Origin of the sequence: Planococcus versutus, assembly GCF_001186155.3 — a bacterium.
In the GTDB taxonomy this organism is placed as follows: Bacteria; Bacillota; Bacilli; order Bacillales_A; family Planococcaceae; genus Planococcus; species Planococcus versutus.
The window spans coordinates 1,904,349-1,923,854 of record NZ_CP016540.2; the positions used below are offsets into that span (position 1 = coordinate 1,904,349).

At 36.5% G+C, this 19,506-nt stretch carries 16 protein-coding genes and 1 pseudogene; 5 read left to right on the top strand and 12 right to left on the bottom strand.

Annotated features, from left to right (window positions below):
* Positions 1-159: 159 nt before the first annotated feature.
* From I858_RS09845 to I858_RS09875, 6 genes are all read right to left on the bottom strand, one after another.
* A protein-coding gene (locus I858_RS09845; protein ID WP_157886468.1) for an IS3 family transposase occupies positions 160-1,304 on the bottom strand; the annotation gives its coding sequence in 2 pieces (ribosomal slippage) (positions 160-1,058 and positions 1,058-1,304; 1,146 coding nt in all).
* Positions 1,305-1,804: 500 nt separating this feature from the next.
* A complete protein-coding gene (locus I858_RS09855) occupies positions 1,805-2,767 on the bottom strand; it encodes a glycosyltransferase family 2 protein (RefSeq protein WP_065524523.1) in 963 nt (320 codons plus the stop codon).
* A gap of 87 nt (positions 2,768-2,854) precedes the next feature.
* On the bottom strand, positions 2,855-3,598 hold the full coding sequence (locus I858_RS09860) for a WbqC family protein (protein ID WP_065524522.1): 744 nt from the start codon (positions 3,596-3,598) through the stop codon (positions 2,855-2,857).
* Between the two features lie 63 nt (positions 3,599-3,661).
* A complete protein-coding gene (locus I858_RS09865) occupies positions 3,662-4,435 on the bottom strand; it encodes an SDR family NAD(P)-dependent oxidoreductase (protein WP_204249421.1) in 774 nt (257 codons plus the stop codon).
* Positions 4,432-4,998, bottom strand: coding sequence for a GNAT family N-acetyltransferase (locus I858_RS09870; RefSeq protein WP_065524521.1), 567 nt, complete (start codon positions 4,996-4,998; stop codon positions 4,432-4,434). The genes I858_RS09865 and I858_RS09870 overlap by 4 nt, the downstream gene beginning before the upstream one ends.
* Positions 4,999-5,420: 422 nt before the next feature.
* On the bottom strand, positions 5,421-5,657 hold the full coding sequence (locus I858_RS09875) for a hexameric tyrosine-coordinated heme protein (protein ID WP_065524520.1): 237 nt from the start codon (positions 5,655-5,657) through the stop codon (positions 5,421-5,423).
* A 433-nt stretch (positions 5,658-6,090) separates the two neighbouring features.
* Here I858_RS09875 and I858_RS09880 point away from each other — a divergent pair, with 433 nt between their 5' ends.
* Entirely contained in the window at positions 6,091-7,287 is a 1,197-nt protein-coding gene (locus I858_RS09880) for a cytochrome P450 family protein (protein WP_065524519.1), read from the top strand.
* 270 nt (positions 7,288-7,557) lie between these two features.
* On the top strand, positions 7,558-7,881 hold the full coding sequence (locus I858_RS09885; protein WP_065524518.1) for a hypothetical protein: 324 nt from the start codon (positions 7,558-7,560) through the stop codon (positions 7,879-7,881).
* A gap of 220 nt (positions 7,882-8,101) precedes the next feature.
* Here I858_RS09885 and I858_RS09890 read toward each other — a convergent pair.
* Positions 8,102-9,774 (bottom strand): annotated as a pseudogene (locus I858_RS09890) (PAS domain-containing protein).
* 347 nt (positions 9,775-10,121) lie between these two features.
* On the opposite strand from I858_RS09890, the gene I858_RS09895 reads away from it, so the two are divergent.
* A complete protein-coding gene (locus I858_RS09895; RefSeq protein ID WP_065524517.1) occupies positions 10,122-10,565 on the top strand; it encodes a DUF5412 family protein in 444 nt (147 codons plus the stop codon).
* The gene (locus I858_RS17690; protein WP_157886516.1) at positions 10,547-10,642 is read left to right on the top strand and encodes a hypothetical protein; all 96 of its coding nucleotides are present in this window, start codon (positions 10,547-10,549) and stop codon (positions 10,640-10,642) included. Before I858_RS09895 ends, I858_RS17690 begins: the two co-directional genes overlap by 19 nt.
* Positions 10,643-10,923: 281 nt before the next feature.
* Here the strand turns inward: I858_RS17690 and I858_RS09900 are convergent, their stop codons facing one another.
* The 3 genes from I858_RS09900 to I858_RS09910 are packed head-to-tail and all read right to left on the bottom strand — an operon-like array spanning position 10,924 to position 13,456.
* Positions 10,924-11,133, bottom strand: a complete 210-nt coding sequence (locus tag I858_RS09900) for a hypothetical protein (RefSeq protein WP_065524516.1) — start codon at positions 11,131-11,133, stop codon at positions 10,924-10,926.
* A 20-nt stretch (positions 11,134-11,153) separates the two neighbouring features.
* Positions 11,154-11,879: an SDR family NAD(P)-dependent oxidoreductase gene (locus tag I858_RS09905; protein WP_065524515.1), complete on the bottom strand. Its 726-nt coding sequence runs from the start codon at positions 11,877-11,879 to the stop codon at positions 11,154-11,156.
* Entirely contained in the window at positions 11,879-13,456 is a 1,578-nt protein-coding gene (locus I858_RS09910; RefSeq protein WP_065524514.1) for an amidohydrolase, read from the bottom strand. Before I858_RS09910 ends, I858_RS09905 begins: the two co-directional genes overlap by 1 nt.
* 169 nt (positions 13,457-13,625) lie before the next feature.
* On the opposite strand from I858_RS09910, the gene I858_RS09915 reads away from it, so the two are divergent.
* Positions 13,626-14,924: a hemolysin family protein gene (locus tag I858_RS09915; RefSeq protein ID WP_065524513.1), complete on the top strand. Its 1,299-nt coding sequence runs from the start codon at positions 13,626-13,628 to the stop codon at positions 14,922-14,924.
* A gap of 39 nt (positions 14,925-14,963) precedes the next feature.
* On the opposite strand, the gene I858_RS09920 is transcribed toward I858_RS09915, so the two are convergent.
* Both I858_RS09920 and I858_RS09925 read right to left on the bottom strand, forming a co-directional pair.
* Positions 14,964-15,893: a sulfurtransferase gene (locus I858_RS09920; RefSeq protein ID WP_065524512.1), complete on the bottom strand. Its 930-nt coding sequence runs from the start codon at positions 15,891-15,893 to the stop codon at positions 14,964-14,966.
* Positions 15,894-15,896: 3 nt separating this feature from the next.
* A complete protein-coding gene (locus I858_RS09925) occupies positions 15,897-19,478 on the bottom strand; it encodes a dynamin family protein (protein WP_065524511.1) in 3,582 nt (1,193 codons plus the stop codon).
* Positions 19,479-19,506: the final 28 nt, after the last annotated feature.

Consider the following 19,506-nt stretch of genomic DNA (forward strand, 5'->3'; position numbering starts at 1 on the left):
TTAATTTTCTTATAGTCCTTGATTAAGTAATTTTATTGCTTCTTCCTTTTTCCGATAACTCCATTTTCTTTCGAAAGCATTCTTTCAGCTATCATTCTTTGCGCAGCTGGTCTAGCAAGTTTATAATCGTTTACACTACAGTGGTACGTCAACACTAAATCAAACAACTTTTTTAAGGGCTGCGTTTCGATAAGTGACAGGGCTGGTATAGCCCAGACTGCTGTGTAGACGGACATGGTTGTACCAATTCACGTAATCAAACAGTTCAAGCGCTAGCTGGTTAAGCGTGTCAAAGCACATTCCGTTGATGAGTTCCGTCTTCAAAATCTTGAACGTGGCTTCCGCCACCGCATTATCGTAAGGGGTTCCTTTTTGGCTCAGCGACCGTTCGATTTGGTGCGTCTTTAATAGCGCATCGATGCCGGTGTTCTTGAATTCAGATCCGCGGTCCGTATGGAACAGCTTCACGGCTCCCAAGTCGCCTTTGACCGATGCGAAGGCACGTTGAACCAGGGCAGCGTCTTTACGCTCGCCCAGACTGTACCCCACAATTTCACGGTTGTATAAATCGAGAAGGAAACAAATATAGTTCCAGCGGCCGCCAACCTTTACATACGTCAGGTCGCTGACCAACACGGCGTTTTTCGCTGCCGGATTGAATTGGCGGTTCAGCACATTCCGGTATGTCGCTTCATTGGGAGGCGTGACCATCGGTTTGTAGGATGGCAGCGCGTATTTCGATTGGATGCCAAGTGACGCCATGAGGCGTCCAATACGGCGTCTCGAGATCACCCATTTCTTTCTGTTCGCCAACTCTTTTTTCAGCTTGCGTGTGCCATAGACGCGGCGATTCTCGTGAAAGATCGCCCAGATTTCGTCTTTCAACTCCTGTTCTGCTTGGGCTTTTTGGTGTGCTTTTTCTACCGAAACGGAAGTCTCATAGTAAAAGGTGCTGCGGGCAATTTGGAGGACAGTGCACATTGCTGATACTGAATAGAGGTGTTGATTCTGTTGGATAATCTCTATTTTCGTCCCATGATCAGCGCCGCTTGCTTTAAAATATCCACTTCCATCTCCAACTGCTTATTTCGTTTTTTGTAGGCAAGCAATTCCGTTTCCAAAGGGCTTCGGTTATCTTTTTCCTCGAACGAGCCAGTTTGATTGGATTGGGCAATCCACCGATCGAGGGCGGAAGCCGTCAGGTCGTATTCCCGGACAATATCCGGTCGGCTTTTTCCGCCTGCGTGCAGCGCGACGACCTGTTTTTTGAATTCTGGGGAAAATGTTCGTCTTTTTTGTGGCATGGTAGATTCTCCTCACGTATAGTGGACTATTCTACGCCCCCTTATTTTTTCTGTCCAACTAAGTGTAGACTATCCACAGTACTTGTAAGACTTTAAGTTATGAACAAATAGTTTGATTTCCCAGTTAAAATCGATCATTGATTCTCTATAGGATAACTATAAAAGCTTATTAAAAATTATGATGGTTAGGTCCACACGTTTCTGTCGCTTGTCTCCGCACAACACTCCCCGATAATAAAGCATCATCATATTAAGGTAAATATTTTTTAATGAATTGTTATGCTACTGTTTCTAGTAGTGGTGTTTTCTTACTCTACTTCATTAAACTTTCTCACTCATTACAACTTAAGTTTAGATCTTTATGAAGAGCTTTAAAATCAAGTTGTTCATACAACTTAAGGCTTATTAGCTGTGCTTAATATATACCGTTCTAGATACTATGAAGATATTACTAAACGGAAATTAAAAGACCAATCGCTTGGATTGGCCTCATCTCTCACTTATTTCGACTTCTCGAAAAAATAAATAATTTTTTCTTTAGCATATATTTGCGTATTTACCATTTTTTTAAGTACCCTTCTTACAAACTCTTTATGCAAATACACTTTGATATATTCTTTCCTAAAGGCTTTCTTTAGCCGATGCTGCCTCAGTAATAGATAAAAGTGCTGCTTTTTTTTAGTCAGCTGAATCGAGCTATCATATTGGAAATTTGTATGGATATTTATTTGATCTAATAATTCTGCTGTCTTTTTATCCTGTTCTACAGCTTTCTCTGCAGTGGCTATGGTTTGTTGAGACCACGCTCCTTTTACATCCACACGGTAAATAGACATCGCTTTATCGATGTAATACACACGACCTTTGTGTGCTAAATGAATCGTAAGCGGATAATCTCCTATTCCTGCATCAAAATAAAATGACGGGACATCATCTGCTAGCTTACGTCGATAAACCATTGAATTAGTTGGAAAAAGCTCCCCACCACCTTCAATTGACTCTTCTGCAGAAAAAGCTCTATTTTTCCGACTTGGTCTTACTTTACCTATAGTTTTCCCATAAGCTTCAGAAAATTTATAAGCTCCATGAACACACAAACTATATTTCTCATTCCCCTCTAAAAAATCTATTTGCTTTTGAAGTTTATAAGGATCTAGCCAAAAATCATCACCTTCGCAAACAGCTATATACTTTCCTTTTGCACGTTGCTGATTGTTTTGTTGCATTTTCACACCTTGAGAAAACTGGTTTTCTATTTGATACAGAGGCTTTATCAACTCGGGAAACCGTTTTTCGTAGTGTTTTATGATGTTAACAGTACCATCAGTAGATGCATCATCATGAATAAGGATTTCAACACTAAAATTTGTTTTTTGCATTAAAAACCCTTCAATTGCTTGTGTGATATATGCTTCATGATTATAGGCTAAACAATCAATGCTCACCAAAATATCTTTGTTCATAACTCCTCCTCCATCATACAATACGGGCATGTGGTAACTTCGCTATCATTTTCAGAATAAGCATGAGTTTTAGTTAACATAATATTTTTATTTAACTTCGTGATTTGCAAATACTAATGCGGGGAAATCTTCAAGCACTGTAAATTCATCAAGCATAGCGTTTACTTTTTCCTTGCTATTAAACATTAAGACATCAATGATTGATAAGTTAGAGACAAAATTCTCATGATTTTTTTGCTGATACGTTATGTCAGCTGGTTTGATAAAGGTCAAATCAATATTCTGCAATTGAAAGTCTCTAAACGAATACAAAGACGTTCCACCTACAGCATTAAAATACTGATCCGCTGAAAGTAATTTACAAATTTCTAGTATTCTTTCTTGGCCTTTTAAATCTTCTCTTATTTTCAACTCGGACGATTTGATTATTTCAGTTTGAATGTTTAAATATCTAGCTATTTCAACGATTGAATTCATCAAATAGTTAGCTAGATTTATCTCTTTATAGTTGATAATTTTTTCGGTCAACGCAAAAATTTCTGAAAAATAAGGAGCTTTGCTATAGGCTTCTTTAATGGTTTTAAGCAACTTTTCATTGTGGATAATATCACTATCAAGTGTGATTTCATTTATTAGCTTATTTTGACTTACTTTAACGGTACGTAAGGTAATTGGCTTGGCTACATCATTTATTAAAATATAGTTTTTATTAATCCAACTTCTTTTTTTGTAGTTAACATCGTCATAAACCACATAGATATCTACAGCTTTAATTAATTGCCAATAACCGATATACGGAAAGAAATATGGTTGCATAATACCTAGTTTCATAACCTCATCTCCTTTTATACCTCTTGCGGAAGCGTTAATTTATTGCAATTTCAGAAAATTACTTTAGCGCGCTCCCATTCCTCCATCTATTCGGTATTGACTGCCTGTTATATATTCAGAATCATCACTTGCCAAAAAAAGCATTAACTTGGCTACTTCAGACATAGTTCCATACCTTCCCAAAGGAATGCGGGAAGAAATTCTTTTGCGAACTTCTTCTGGATTTTTACTGTTGATTCCTTCTTCATTTTTCTTCATCATAGCTGAGTCTAGTGGTGCAGGGTGTATTGAATTTACTCTGACTGAATAGCTGCCAACTTCTAAAGCTGCAGTTTTTGTTAAACCAACTACTGCATGTTTTGTAGCTGCATAAAGAGCGTTCCCTCCACTCCCCATTAGTCCTGAAATAGAAGAAGTGTTTATAACACTCCCTGCATTTTGCTGAATCATAACAGGCAGCACTTTTTTTAATCCAAGAAATACGCCTTTAACGTTAACATTCATAATTAAATCGAAATCTTCGACAGTTTGATCAATTAAAGACGCAACCGTCCCAATAATACCTGCATTGTTGATAAAAATATCAATTCTATTCCACTTACTTAATACTTCTTGGACATATGTGGATACATCTTTTTCAGAAGTCACATCAGCTACTAAACTAATGACTTCACCGTATTGAGAAAGGTTTGCTTCGCAATACATTAATGCTTGAAGATCTCGGTCGACTAGCGCAACTTTTGCGCCTTCTTTTAAAAAAACTTTAGCCACTGCTTTTCCAAGGTCACCAGCTGCTCCTGTAATAATTGCTACTTTTCCTTGTAGTCGATTCATCATTTTTCCTTGCTCCAATATCCTGATTCCTGACAAACTTTCTCATATTCGTCTTTTAAAATACTCACGATCACTTGATCATAATAACGGTTATTGCGAAAAGCAAAATCTCGTTTTCTGCCTTCTTCCATCCATCCACATTTTTTTATAAACAAATTATAAGATGGAATATTGTGTTCTAAAATATCTCCTTCTAAACGATGCAACTGAAGCTCTTCAAAAGCATACTTCATTGTCGTCATAACCGTATCGCGTCCATAGCCGTGACCTTGCATATTTTTTTTACCGATTAAAATACCATGATGAGCTGAACGGTTTCTATAGTCAATATTTAAAATATTTGAGATGCCTATAAATCCGTCTTGCTCTGTTTCAATCGCTAAACGCAAATTCCGATTATCAAATTCCAGTCGATCAAACCATCTATTTTGTTGTTCAGATGAAATTGGAATTGTCCATCCCCCGAGAAGTGGAGCAATATCTGGATTGTTATAAAAACTTCTTAGCTCCTCCATATCACTTCTCTCTAGTGCCCTCAATGTCACTTTTTTTCCTTTACTATTCATACTATCATCCCTTTCTTGGGTCTATACTTATGACTCTTTTGTTTCAAACTATGTCATTTTGCTTTTAAAAACAGGAAGTTCATGCGTAAAATTTGCGACTAGTTTCTTTATACAGTTCAATTATACCATGTTTTCTGAAAATTTAGACATATATTTCGGTTTTTTAAAAAGAGATTATTTTTTCTATTTGTAAAAAATGTATGATCTTGCATAACAAATTGTCCAATGGAAAACTCCTCTTAAAATAGAACAAGTTATTTAGTAGCATGAATATGTTGTTTACAATTTGCTAATTTTATTTATAATTAATGGCGATTTATTTATTACGGTAACCGCACAAAAAACCTATCGATTCACTTTCGAATCAATAGGTTTTTTGCTCTACCTTAGGTATCATATTAAATTTTCAGACCTTTTCATAGCTAGTTATTAGTCCAATAATTATTGGCAGCTGCAACCGTTTGAAAATTAAGTGCAACAACTTGAGAAGCCATGGTTAAGCTATCCGCGTTATTTGCATAATCTACACGCAATTTTTTTCGCACGTCTTCGTCTGGTTGTGTCATTCCTACAGCTTTTCTTGCTAATTTAACAGCTAGTTCATATCCTTCTTCAGGCGTATCTGTTTTCAATGTAGGTAACCACGATTCTCGATTCATTTCATGTCCCTCCTAAAATTATTTGATTTGTTCATAGTGAAAATCTATAATTCAATTTCTTATTCAATATAAATTGGACATGTACATATTATCACACTTTTCAGATATTTTCAAAACCGTTTTAAGTTAAAATTTTTATTCCTGATGAGTTTGACTATGTTGCTACTAGACTACATCCATATTGCTGACATTTCTAATTTTGCTTTCACAGAAGACGTCGTAATCAATTTCGCTAAAATTTTAAGACCGGTAATAATTGAGGATAATCCAATAGATTGATACATGAAACTATACCGCTTTACTGTTACGTCAGTGCAACCAATGATCAAAGTAAAAAATAACCTGTTATTCTTCTTTATATATATACACATTTAAAGGAAAATCAGTGTAAACAATTACACACTGGGTATAGAGAAAAAAAGGAGGACTATCAATGACAACAAATCGACAGGACAATACAAGCTTGTTTACAGATGAGTTTATACAGAATCCCTATCCGTCTTATCACAAATTACGCGAAACAGATCCTATTCACGCTGTTCTTTTTCCTGATGGTCAACGCGGCTGGATGGTCACGCGTTATGAAGATGCAGAAAGTGTATTAAAAGATTCACGTTTCATTAAAGATATGTCTAAAATATACGGAGGTAGCATGGATCAAATGAGCGTATTTACACAAAATATGCTGTTTTCTGATCCACCTGACCATAAACGACTGCGTGGTCTCGCTCAAAAAGCATTTACCCCAAAAATGATTGCAAGTATGCGTGACAGAATTCAAGAAATAACAGATGATTTATTAACCAAACTAGAAGGTCAAAACCAAGTTGATATCATTGATGAGTTTGCTTTTCCATTACCGATTATTGTTATTTGTGAAATTTTAGGTGTTCCTTCGACTGACCGTGACAAATTTAGAATGTGGTCGAATTCGTTAATCGAAGGAACTAGTGGAGATTCCAATACTACAGTTTATGAACATATGAACGAATTCATTCAATATTTAGGTCAGTGGTTCGCTACTGTTCGTGAGCAGCCTGGTGATGATTTAATTAGTAGCTTGATCGAAGCAGAAGAACAAGGCGAACGTTTAAGTGAATCGGAACTATATGGGGTCGTAACTCTTCTGATTATTGCAGGTCACGAAACAACTGTTAATTTAATCGGAAATACCGTTTTGACTTTGCTTGAACATCCTGAGCAACGCCAACTTTTATCTCAGCAACCTGACTTAATCAATCAAGCCATTGAAGAATCTTTACGTTTTAACGGTCCCGTAGAGTTTAGTACGACTCGTTGGGCAGGCGAAGATTTTGAGTTTCAAGAAAAGAAATTTAAAAAAGGAGAATTGGTTATTGTTGCGTTAAACTCTGCTAATCATGATCCTGAGAAATTTTCTAATTCGGAAGTATTCGATATTCAGCGCGAGAAAAGCCAACATTTGGCATTCGGCAAAGGCATTCATATGTGCTTAGGAGCACCTCTTGCACGATTAGAAGGAGAAATTGCCATCACTAGTTTGTTTAATCGTTTTCCAAAAATAGAGCTAGCAGTAGACAGTGCTGACTTAGAATGGCGACCAGGTATGATTGTTCGTGGTGTTAAAACATTGTCAATAAAACTAGATTAATTATTGAAAAAGCTGGATTTTCCCAGCTTTTTTTTTACTTAAAATACAGTAAAGATAGTCAAACAACTCGTTTTTTATAAGATTGTAATTTTATGGTCGAAACCAGTTGGCCAGAACCACACCAAACGTCACTACAATAAAAAGACTTTACTTCCACACAAGAAAGCCAGTTGGAATTTTTTGAAACCTTTAATACTTGTAAGCGTATAACTCTATCAAGAAAGAAAACTAATACTTCTTTCAACTAGTTTATACTGGAGGTATGCATAGATGAAAAATATAGCGATTATCTGTTTGACAATTTTTGTCCTCACACTCGGAAACTTGAGTGCTGCTTTTGCTTTGCAACTTGCTTTTTTTGATATCGCCATCCCATTTGCTATTTTAGCTTTGAGCATCGTTTATTTTTTCAAATCCAAAGGAGGCATGACAAGTCGGTATTTGGATATGTCGATACAAGGACAAACTGGAATTCGAATGGAACAGCAGGCCTATGTCTCAGGAAGATCCTATATACTGATAGGCTCTATTTTATACTTTGTATTTATTTTAGGTTTGACATTAGTTGTTTACCGAGAATATATTTTCACTTAAATGGCTCGGTGTAAATTCAGTCGAAAATAGAATACTATTTCTCATTTCTTATAAAAAAAGTATTTAACTTGAAGTGAATAGTAGTTGCTAGTATTGGTTTGATAAGCTTTATTGTATGGAGGAGCAGTCTCTATAAATACTAGCGATCAGCTTTAAAGAGATTATAAAATTATTTACCAAAATATGTACTCTTTTTGTAAAAAAACCGCTTTTATGGCTGTTAACCAGAAAAGCGATCATCATCTACGTTCCCTCTTTTAAATTCCTTTTCTTCATACATCGCTTTGTCTGCTTCTTTTAGAACTGAAGACGTTGTTGAATTCTCATCTGGCATCGTCATTCCGATGCTGGTTGAAACAGTAAAAGTAACGTCTCCGAATCTCCAAGTACGCACCATGGCCTGTCTGATGTTGTCGATAATTCGCAAAGCAGACTCCTCATGATTTATACCTGTTAATAAAACAACAAATTCATCGCCCCCTAAACGAGCCGCCAAATCAGTGCTTCGAATTTGTGTCTTTAAACGCTCTCCAAATTCACATATCACTGCATCACCCGTCTCATGCCCCATTGATCATTGATACTCTTGAACTTATCAATATCCAGAAGAAGAACTGCAAAGTTGGTTTCTTTTACCTGATAATCATTTAATGCTTGTTCAAGCGACTTTTGAAAAAATCGACGGTTTGGCAAAGAAGTCAATGTATCATGAAAGGCTAGGAATTCCAATTGAGTTTCATAACCTTTCTGAAGTGAAACATCACGAACGATAATCACCATATGACTATAGACGTTCTGGTCATCAAAGACCGGTGTTCCATGTAATTCAGACCAAATCCAATATTCGTCTTTATGTTTAAGGCGAATACGCATTTTAGAAATTTCTTTATTTTTTATCGAATTTTTTAGATTTTCACAAAAATTATGCTCATCCTCTGGATGTACATTATAAAAAGGCTCTTTAAGACGATAGTCTTCTGAACTAAATCCATATACGTCCTCTAATGATGGTGAAACGAACAAATACTCATTTTGACGATTGATTAAAATAATAATATCATGAGCATTTTCTGCAATAATCCGAAAATTCTTTTCACTTTCTATATACAGTTCAACCATGTGATCAAGTTCTCGCGTATCTTTTAAAATCACATAAAAGCCAGTCGTTATTTCCCGAATCTTAATAGGTATAAATTTTCCCAACACATTTAGTTGCTTGTTTTCTTTTTGTCTAATGTTAATACGAAAATTGATGTATTCTCCTTGTTTTGCTTTTTGAAAATTGGTTAATGCTATCTGTTGATCTTCAGGTGCTACAAAATCCAAAATTCGTTTCCTATACAACTCTTCCTTCGATAACTGACTGAGCTTTAAACCAACTGGATTCGCACCTTTTATTTGACCGTCCAAATCTATTGTCAAAACGGCATCTGCATTTTGCTCAAATAATGAATGATAATAAGCGCGACTTTCTTCCAGGCTTTTTAAAAACTCCATACTTTTTTGCTTTGCTTCAACTTCTCCTGTTACATCTTGCACAATACTTACTACATGTGTGCACTTATCTAAAGAATTAAACATCGGCGTGAGGCAGGTTTTTGAATAACGTTGTTTACCTTTAGGATCTTTATAACTGTCCTCGTATACTACGGGGCTACCACTTTCTAGCACTTTCATGTATTGAGAATGGATCATTGTAGCTAATTCGGAAGCTTGCGTTTCAAAAAACGTTTTGCCAACTGAATTTTGATCTAAATCAGTATTATTTAATGCAGCTTGATTTATAAATTCATAAAACAACCCATTATCATCAACACGTACGATAAAAACCATTTCTTTTATGCCATCCATTAATGCCCTCTCGATAGATAATGATGCCATTTCTTGAATCATAAATCCGCCTCCATACTTCCCCTTATGTTTCCAATTAAAGTCTATTTATACAATTTAGTTTAACAGATTATTTAAACTAATTATACCTTTAGTCCTTTTGTTTTAACTTATCAAAAATTCTTTTTCATAATTTTATGAATTTCGATACATTAATCGAAAAATCGAAGAAGCAGAGCTATTATTCTCTAAATAAATAAGTTGTTGAAAGTCATTCATTGTTGACCAGTGAAACTTACCGATTATTAAAATGTTTCAATATCAAGTACATTACCATCAACTAACGCAGCAGTTTAGTCGGAGAGAAAAGGTTTACGAGACTCTTAACACTTCTATTTGGGAGATATTTCATGGGAACAAAATTTAACCTTTGGTCTTTTATTTTAATTTTAGTAATAACAGCTCTTTCGTTCCAAGCTCTAGTTGCTTCTTACATGCATTCATGGTCACTAGCACCTCCTGCTTTAGCTTTGTGGTTGCTTACTGTTATTACTTTTTTTATGAGTGTTTTTGAATTTAGAGATAAAAGTAGCAAGAGAGCAGGATGGAGAAGTTGGTTGACTGTCTTAATTGCATTTCTACTTTCCGCAATTTTTCTATTAGGGACAGTTATGAATATATTTGCAAGAGAACCTATTGTGACAACTCAATCACCTAATTCCAAAACAACAATTGACTTCTACACATTAAATGGTGGTGCCGCTACCTCTATTAGTGTAGTGGGGATAATAAATGGTCCTCTTTGGTTTAAAAAAATATCTATTTTGAAGAACCTATGCATGAAACAAATGTAATTTGGACAAATGACCATATTATTACAATCAATAATCATATGTTGAATCTAGACAAAGAGGAAACTTTTTTCGATTAAAAACCAACTGTCACCATCAAGCAGAGTTTCACACTCGCTTAGAATTTTATAGATTAAATGGAGAAGAGATTTAAGTTAAATAAGCAAAAGAGAATACTGCATTGTATGCAGTATTCTCTTTTTTATAAGTCTTTGATATAAAGACATTTTGTAACGCTATCTATGATCTTTTCTTATCTTCATCAATCTTTAGTTTTTACAAAAGCTTCAGCAACAGCCAAAAAGCATTAATAGGCGCTTATAAGTGTGAAAAAACGCTTTATAAACGGTTCTTATTACTATTAATTTGTTTGTTCGTTCATTTCTTTGACTGATTTATTGTATTGATCGAAATCAAATTCAACACTGTTGGGTTTGTAAAAAAAGAGAATAGACTCTTTTTCACCTTGGCTTAGTAAAAAGGTAATAACAGCTTTGGGGCTAGTCATGTCAATACCTGCTCGGTTCGCGTTTGTGAGTTTGGTCAAAATGTTTTCTGGTGTCTTGCTCAACTAGATCTCTCCTTTTCTGATTACGGTAAGTTGCGAATATCCAGTATGGTAGGCAACTCGTTAAAATCTACTCGTTGTGTCATTTTTGTTAATAAATGCGCTGTTTCTTCTGGACTGCTAAGCAACCCATTTTTTTTGTAGTCCATAAATTTTTCAATGAGTGGAAAATCTGCTACATCGCTTTGACGAATAATTTCTTGCATGCCTGTGTCGATGATTCCAGGAGCTACAGAAACGACTTTAACATCTTTATTTTCAGCGTCTATACACAAACTAAAATGATCGAGTCCTGCTTTTCCAGCACAGTATGCACTCCAGCCTTCGTATGGATTACGACCCGCTCCTGAAGAGATATTAACGATTTTCTTTTTAACCGAGTTATTTTTTAATTGATTGATAAATGCGCCACATAATAACATTGGTGCTGTCAAATTGAGAACAATACTTTGACTAACTTTGTCGGCGCTATTAGTGTGGGCAAACCCAATAGGCTCGACCGTTCCTGCGTTATTCACTAATACAATTCCATCGATATCTTTGGTAACTAATGCTAATGCTTTCTCAATTACCGTTTCGATTTGGTCTAATTGCGTTAAGTCAGTAGATAGAAAATAGTTGCTTGGGAAATATTCAGGTTGCGTTCGCGCGATTCCAATAACAAGATGACCTTGTTCAGTTAGCTGTTTGCTCCATTCCAAACCAATCCCTTTAGAAGCACCAGTAATAATATATGCTTCTTTTGCCATTAGTATTGTCCACCTTTTTGATACATGATTTCGCCTGCCACTACTGTCATGATAGGTACAGCTTCTAGAAGCTGTTCTTCATTCCCTAAAAATAAATCTCGATCAAAAACAGTGAAATCTGCATCAAAGCCTTGATAAATCAAACCACGTTGTTTTTCTTTACCAATTGCTGCAGCGCTACCAATTGTATACAACTGAATCGCCTCAAAACGTGTTAGCTTTTCTTCTGATAGAAAGCCTTCATGCGTATCATAAGGTTTTCTGCGTGTAACCGCGGCGTATATACCTAAACGAGGGTCGGCTTCTTCAATCGGTGCATCCGATCCACCTGCGCAAATAAGGCCATGATTTAAAAGCTTTTGCCATGCATAAGACCATTCCAGACGATTTTCACCAAGTCGCTCTACTACCCATGGAAAGTCTGATGTGACAAAACTTGGCTGAAGATCTAGCGCAACATCGATTTGTTGCATGCGTTTCACTAAATCTTCACGGACCACCATGACATGAATTAAGCGATCTCGTTTACCTTTGGGTACGGGATGAGCTTCAATCGCATCTAAAGCCATTTCTAAACCAAGGTCACCGATAACATGAATTGCAACTGCCTCGCCATGCTTACGAGCGATAGAAACTAATCGTTTTAGTTCTTCATCTGATTGAATTGCTACTCCAATAGTAGACGGATCATCGTTATACGGCTTGCTCAGTAAAGCAGTACGTCCACCAATGGAGCCATCCGCAAAAATTTTCATCGGACCTGGATCGATGAACGGTTCCCCATAGGAGGCGTTTTCCATCATTTCTTCAAAAGCACTGTGAGCTCTTAGTAAATGAGCACGAAACTTCATCTCACCACAAATAACGTTTTTAAACGCATCAAGTGGACGTGAATAATGACCGTAATAGCCCATATCTTCTGTATGTGCTCCCGTTAAACCAAGTGATAACAAATGATCGACTGATTTTTTTAATGCACGTGTTAAATAGCTAACGCTCACTTCTGGAACTTGATTGGCCACTAAATCTTGTGCTGCATCCAACAAATAGCCAGTTGGCTCTCCTTCTGCATCTCGCACGATTACACCGCCTTCGGGATCTGGGCTATCTTTTGTTATACCTGCTAGCGCTAACGCACTCGAATTCGCTAAAATGGCGTGACGGCAAACTCGTTTCAGCAACATTGGCGATAAACTAATTTCATCTAGCTCATCGCGATGAAAAATTTTGCGATCTGCGAAATTATTTTCATTCCAGCCTTCCCCAATAAACCATTCGTCTTTTTTCAGATCTTTTGTTGATTCGATTAATTGTTCTCGCATTTCTTCTGAGCTTTCGATAATTGACAAGTCAACACGCATTAACTTTTCACCGTGACCAATCATATGCATATGACTATCAACAAACCCTGGATACATACTCGCACCTTGCAAATTTATTTCTTTATCAGCAAATTGCTTTAATTGATCGTACGTACCCGTTTTTTCTATGTGATCATCCGAAACTAACACTGCATTTACGGTCGCACCTTCAGTTTCCATTGTATAAATTGATCCTCCATGCCATAACACTTTCATTTAACCACTCCTTTTCTCTCTTATCATCATATGTTTATTCGCTTCGGCATTCAATACGTTTAAACTGAATTTTTCATTGATTCGTCGTGAAGCAAAAGCCCTTTCATTTGTGTTATACTATTTTTACTTATAGAAAGCAGAGGTGAACCCTCCTAGTCGGAGGGACGAATTGGACAGTATACTCATTCTCAATTTGTTTATGGTCGCTCTCTTGATTGGGCTGACCGCTTTATTTGTAGGATCGGAGTTTTCAATTATCCGTGTGCGAAAGTCCCGTATTGATCAACTTGTTTCCGAAGGCAATAAAAATGCCTTTTTAACGAAAAAAATCATTAGCAATTTAGATTATTATTTATCTGCTTGCCAATTAGGGATTACCGTAACGGCACTTGGCCTTGGTTGGCTTGGTGAACCGACTGTCGAACGGCTATTGCGTCCGATTTTCGAGAACTTTGGAATAGAAGAAACGACTGCGTCTATTCTTTCTTTTGTCATTGCATTTACCGTTATTACTTTTTTACATGTCGTGGTCGGTGAATTAGCGCCCAAAACGCTAGCTATTCAATATGCAGAGAAAATGGCTTTTATCTTTGCTCGCCCCCTTTACCTGTTTGGTGTAATTTTTGCTCCGTTCATTTGGTTGATGAATGGTTCGGCGCGATTACTTTTACGTGCTTTTGGTATCGAACTTTCCGATCATGAACAAGCCCATTCAGAAGAAGAACTGAAAATTATCATGACAAAAAGCTATAATAGTGGTGAAATCAATCAAACGGAATTATCGTATATGCAGAACATTTTTTCTTTCGATGAGCGGTTAGCAAAAGACATTATGCTACCGCGTACACAAATGGAGACCATTTCACTTGAGATGAGTCATAGCGATTTGATGGAGATAGTGCGTGAACATCAATATACTCGTTATCCAGTTACGGAAAAAGGTGACAAAGATGACATTCTCGGTTTTATCAACGTCAAGGAAATGCTGACTAATTATACATACCAGCAAGATTTGCATGATAGTATTGTTGTTCATGACATTCCTTTTGTTCACGATATGGCACCGATTCAAGATGTCTTGCTAAAAATGCAAAAAGAACATGTTCACATGGCCATTGTTGTAGACGAATACGGTGGAACAGCTGGTGTGATTACAATGGAAGATATTTTAGAAGAAATTGTTGGAGAAATCCGAGACGAGTTTGATGAAGACGAGCGCGATGAAATTAAGGCAGTCGATATCAACAATTATTTATTAAATGGTCGGGTCCTCTTGTCAGATTTAGAAGATCGATTTGCTATTGACTTTGATGACAGTGAAGATGTTGATACAATCGGTGGTTGGATTCAATTAAAAAATACCGATATTGGTGAAGATGAATCAGTTGAATTGCCGAACCATACCATCACTGTTCGTGAAATGGAAAATCATCAAATTATTCGTGTGTTGTTATCACGTAAAGTATAACGAAAAAATCTCCAACAGCATCTAGCTGTTGGAGGTTTTTTATTTTTCTTCTAATAATGACTTTTCGTATTCGAATTTTTTCATAAGCATTTCGCCTGAAAAGCCTTCTTCAATCAATTTTGCAAGTAGAGCTTTTGTTTGATCATCTGCTGCTTCTGGATGTTCTCCACGATCAAATTCCACAACGTTTTCAGCATCTGTAATCCAATCTGAAAAACTGCCCATATACAGTTTTAATTGGTCATATCCTTTTTCAGACATAATCGCATAAAGAGCAGCTGCCGTTACACCACTGCCGCAATAAACAACAGTGGGCTCGTGTTGTTGGACAATATGGCTAAAATCTTCACTTAGTTGAAATTCGCTACCGGAAACAAATTGGGCCCAATCAAGATTGCGTGCTCCTGGAATACGTCCAGCAACAGGATCAATCGGCTCGTTTAATCCTGCATAACGTTCAGCTGAACGTGCATCAACTAACACACCTAACTCATCGCCGTTGATGACCTTTTTTACGTATGCTTGATCTGCAAAAATTTCGTAGTTAAATTCAAGCACTGTTTCTGTTACTTGAATAGCAGGCAGTTCAGTAGAAACTAAAATGCCTTGCTGTTTTAATGCATCAAATCCTTTATTACTAATAGAAATTTGTTCGAATCCTGCATATTTTAATAGCCACCAAGCACGTGCAGCGTATGGTGCACCTCCTTGGTCGTATATCACAATGGAATCACTTTGTTTTAATCCACTTTTTTGAATCAGCTGTGTTACTTGTTCGTCTGTTGGCATGGGATGTCGTCCTTCATGTGCAGTCATATTCGACATGTCTTTTTCAAGATCCCAAAAAACAGCACCTGCTACATGCTCTTTTTCGTACATTTTTCTTCCAGCAGCTGCATCTTTTAAATCGAATCGCGCATCAATCCATTTATTGTTTTTAGTATCTGTTGTTTCTCTAAATACTGACATCTTCTACACCCTTCCATCTATTAAATTCGCGTACAATTTTTTCCATTGAACTAATTTTTCAGATTGCTGAAGTAACGTTCGTTCAGAATCAATTTGGTCTACAGCTTGACGTAAAACGTGTTGTCGTAAACCCTCCGCTTCTTGCTCAATCCAAAAAGTTGCCCAATTAATCAATTCTTTTTTCTGATGATCCAAGTAACGTAGTGCATCGGGCTCCATTAATGCTTGTAAGGCATCGCGCAACTTTTCTTTTTCATTTTTTTCAAAAAAGCTTTTGTTGTTTTTGTAATATGATTTTACCGATGAATAATTAGCTGATGTGAATGGTTTGGATATGTCTATAGAACTGGCTTCTTGTACTTCGTATGGTGTAAACGAAAAATCAGAATTTCGTTCTTTTAATTTGACTGTATCTTCTTTAAATCGTGATTCTAGTTTCTTTTCGATAAACTGGGCAAGTCGAAAATTTGTAACCCGCAATTCTTGTTGAAAATCAAATCCTGTCATTTCATTTATATCCTGCAGCGCTATATCTAATGCTTGTTGTGCTGACTTATTGGAAAAAACTGAAGGATTAAATGCTTCTTTAAAAAAGTCATTAAACCGATAAAAAACTCGTTGGTTTACATAATAGAGCAATTCATCCAACTCTTGAAGCGCTTCACGTTCTACTAATTTAGCGATAGATGTACCAAAAAGAATACGCAGTTGCTGTTCCATATGCTTCAACTCTTCTAACCGCTCATCTTTTCTCAATAAATTGGTTTCTGTATGTTCAATCAAGCTACCAAAACGATCTACTGCTTTTTGCTCTTCTTCTGCGAGTGACTGAACAGCCATTCCTTTTAGTTCTTCTTGTAAGAAATGGTGAAATGCATCTTCAAACGGCGTCATACCCGAATGTTCTGGATCGCGCAGTGCAAGTAAGCTTGATATGCCAAACAAGCGTGGGAAACGAATACCAAAACGCTGTAATTCTTCTCTTACATAAGTCACTACCTCATCTTTTTCTTTTTCATCATTCGCAAGATCGATTGCATTAACGACAAAAAACATTTTATCCATTTCAAACGCGTCTTTTACTCTTCCTAGTTGAATCAAAAATTCTCTGTCCGCTCGTGCAAATGCGTGGTTGTAATACGTGATAAACAAAATGGCATCTGCGTTGCGAATATACTCAAAAGCCACATTGGTATGACGGGCATTGATTGAATCCGCTCCCGGTGTATCAACAAGCGTAACACCATTACGTGTGAGTTCACAATCATAATAAAAATCAATTTCGTTAACAAAACAACTTTTTTCTTCTTTAGCTACGTATAAGCCAAAATCTTCACGATTGGTTCGAATTGTTTCACCTAAACGCTCTTTAAAGTTTGGGTATCCTTTATTAAAGGCTGTGATAAAGGATTTATGAACTTGCTGCTCTGTTGGTGTATTTTCTGGAAGTTTCTTTGATTTATCGAAAGCATCTTCTAGTGAAAAAACTTGAATACCTAGCGCTTGAAAAGAATTTTGTACATCTTCAGTCATTTGCGACTGCGTTTTTAAACGCACATCGGCAGTTTCGTGCGGATGCTGTTCTGAGACAGGACGGATTCGGTTAATCGTTGCAGTAGTGGGATTAGGAGATACGGGTAACACAGATTCTCCCATTAGAGCATTAGCAAATGAGGATTTCCCAGCACTAAATGCCCCGAATAATGCAATGGTGAATTCTTGTCCTTCTAGCCGACTTGCTTTTCGTTTTAAGTAAGCCGCAGTTTCCGCAAAACCTTTAATCGGATCGATCACTTTAGCCGTCCGGTTGGCTCGTTCGATTACAGCTTCCTCATCAAAAGAACCTATTTCTATTACCTCGGTTTGTTGATCTTGTTGATCTTGTGTTTGTTCATCTTTTTGAAGCATCGATGGATCGAATTCGGTCATTTCCTCAAGTGAAATTTGAAATTCTTCTAGCCATTGATCGACTCGTTTCTCTGCTGCTATTTTTTGATTTGGCAGTATGGCCGAATAAGATTTTTTTACTTTTTCAATTTTATTGTCCATTTCTTCAAGTGTTTGAATGGCCAGCATTTTTTGGGACAAGGCTTGTGCTTTCATGTCAATTTCTGTACTAGCATCATCTGTCATACTTTCAAATTTTTCTTCTTGTGCTTTTTTCCAGCCGTCTGTTTCACGAATAAACCAGCGCTGTACAGCCACTGAAATACTCGTAGCAAAATTCAATACAGCATCTCCTGTTACAGAAGCACCTGTTGGCGTTTGATCTTCAACAACTGAAAATGGCACATCAAATACTTTATCATCAATCGCCAAAGATTCATTATCCGTTAATAGTCCAGCATCTTTTAATGATGATTTCATTAATTTTTTGATGTGATTTGTTATTTGAGAAGAAACGGTTGTCGCTAAGCGTTCTTCTACTTCTAGTTTTCTAATTTGGCGCTCTTCTTCTGTTTTTTTACCACTAAATAGCATGCCAACTTTAAAATTTGATTGAACAGATTCTAAATAATTTGTTAACGCATTGCGTAATTCATAAGGCATTATATTGGCATTTTCAAGTAATTCTTTGCGACTTTTCTCAAACTTTGCTTGCCAGTTTCCAAAATCTTGAACAGATATTCTACGTGACACTAATGCATTCTCTTTTTTCAGATCTTCACGCATTTCCCATTCTTCTGGATCCAAAACAGATGCAAATGCTTGCAAACGTTCTTCTTTTTCATCTTCAAGAAATTTAATATGCTCATCTTTTAATTGACTTAACGCTAGATCTGAAGCTGCGCCAATATGTCCTTTCCAGCCTTCCATAGTAGATGCTACTAAAGTTTTCACTTGTTCATAATCGTTTCCTGGAAAATCAAAGTCCTTTAAAGATGTAAAGAAAATACCTTTTGGTATGACGCCCCATACCGCAAACGAATCATGAACAGATTGTTGGAAATCCTCAAAACTCATTTCGCTATTTTGATGCTTGTCGATTTGATTAACAATCAAGTACAACTCTGTATACTTTTGTAATTCTTTTGTAAAATTAAAATTCAGTTCTGATTGAACATGATTGTAGTCCATAACATAAAACACCATATCTGCAATATGCAATGCCGATTCTGTCGATAAACGATGGGCGTCATCTGTCGAATCAACTCCTGGTGTATCCATTACTGTTATGCCTTTTGGCAAAACTGAAGCTTGGTGACCAATGTCGATTTGAGTAACATCACCACTTTTACAAAATTCCTTTACAGCATTAAAATCGTAATTCTCTGGAAAATAAACAGGTTTTTTGTTGCGCATATTTACAATTGCAAAATCTGTATCTGCTTTTTGAACGTTGACAATGTTAGCACTTGTGGGTATTGGGCTAGATGGCAATAAAGTCTCGCCTGTCAATGCGTTGATCATAGATGACTTCCCCGATGAAAAATGTCCGGCAAAGCCAATAATAAAATTGTTTTTCAATATTTTTTTTGCGAATAAATGGGCTTTTGCTTTTCTTTCGGTATCTTCGTTTTCTTCAAAAATTTTATAAAGATGCGCTGTTTCAAGCAATTCTTGTTTATGATCAACTACTGTCATTTAGAAATCTCCTTCTCCGCATACTGTT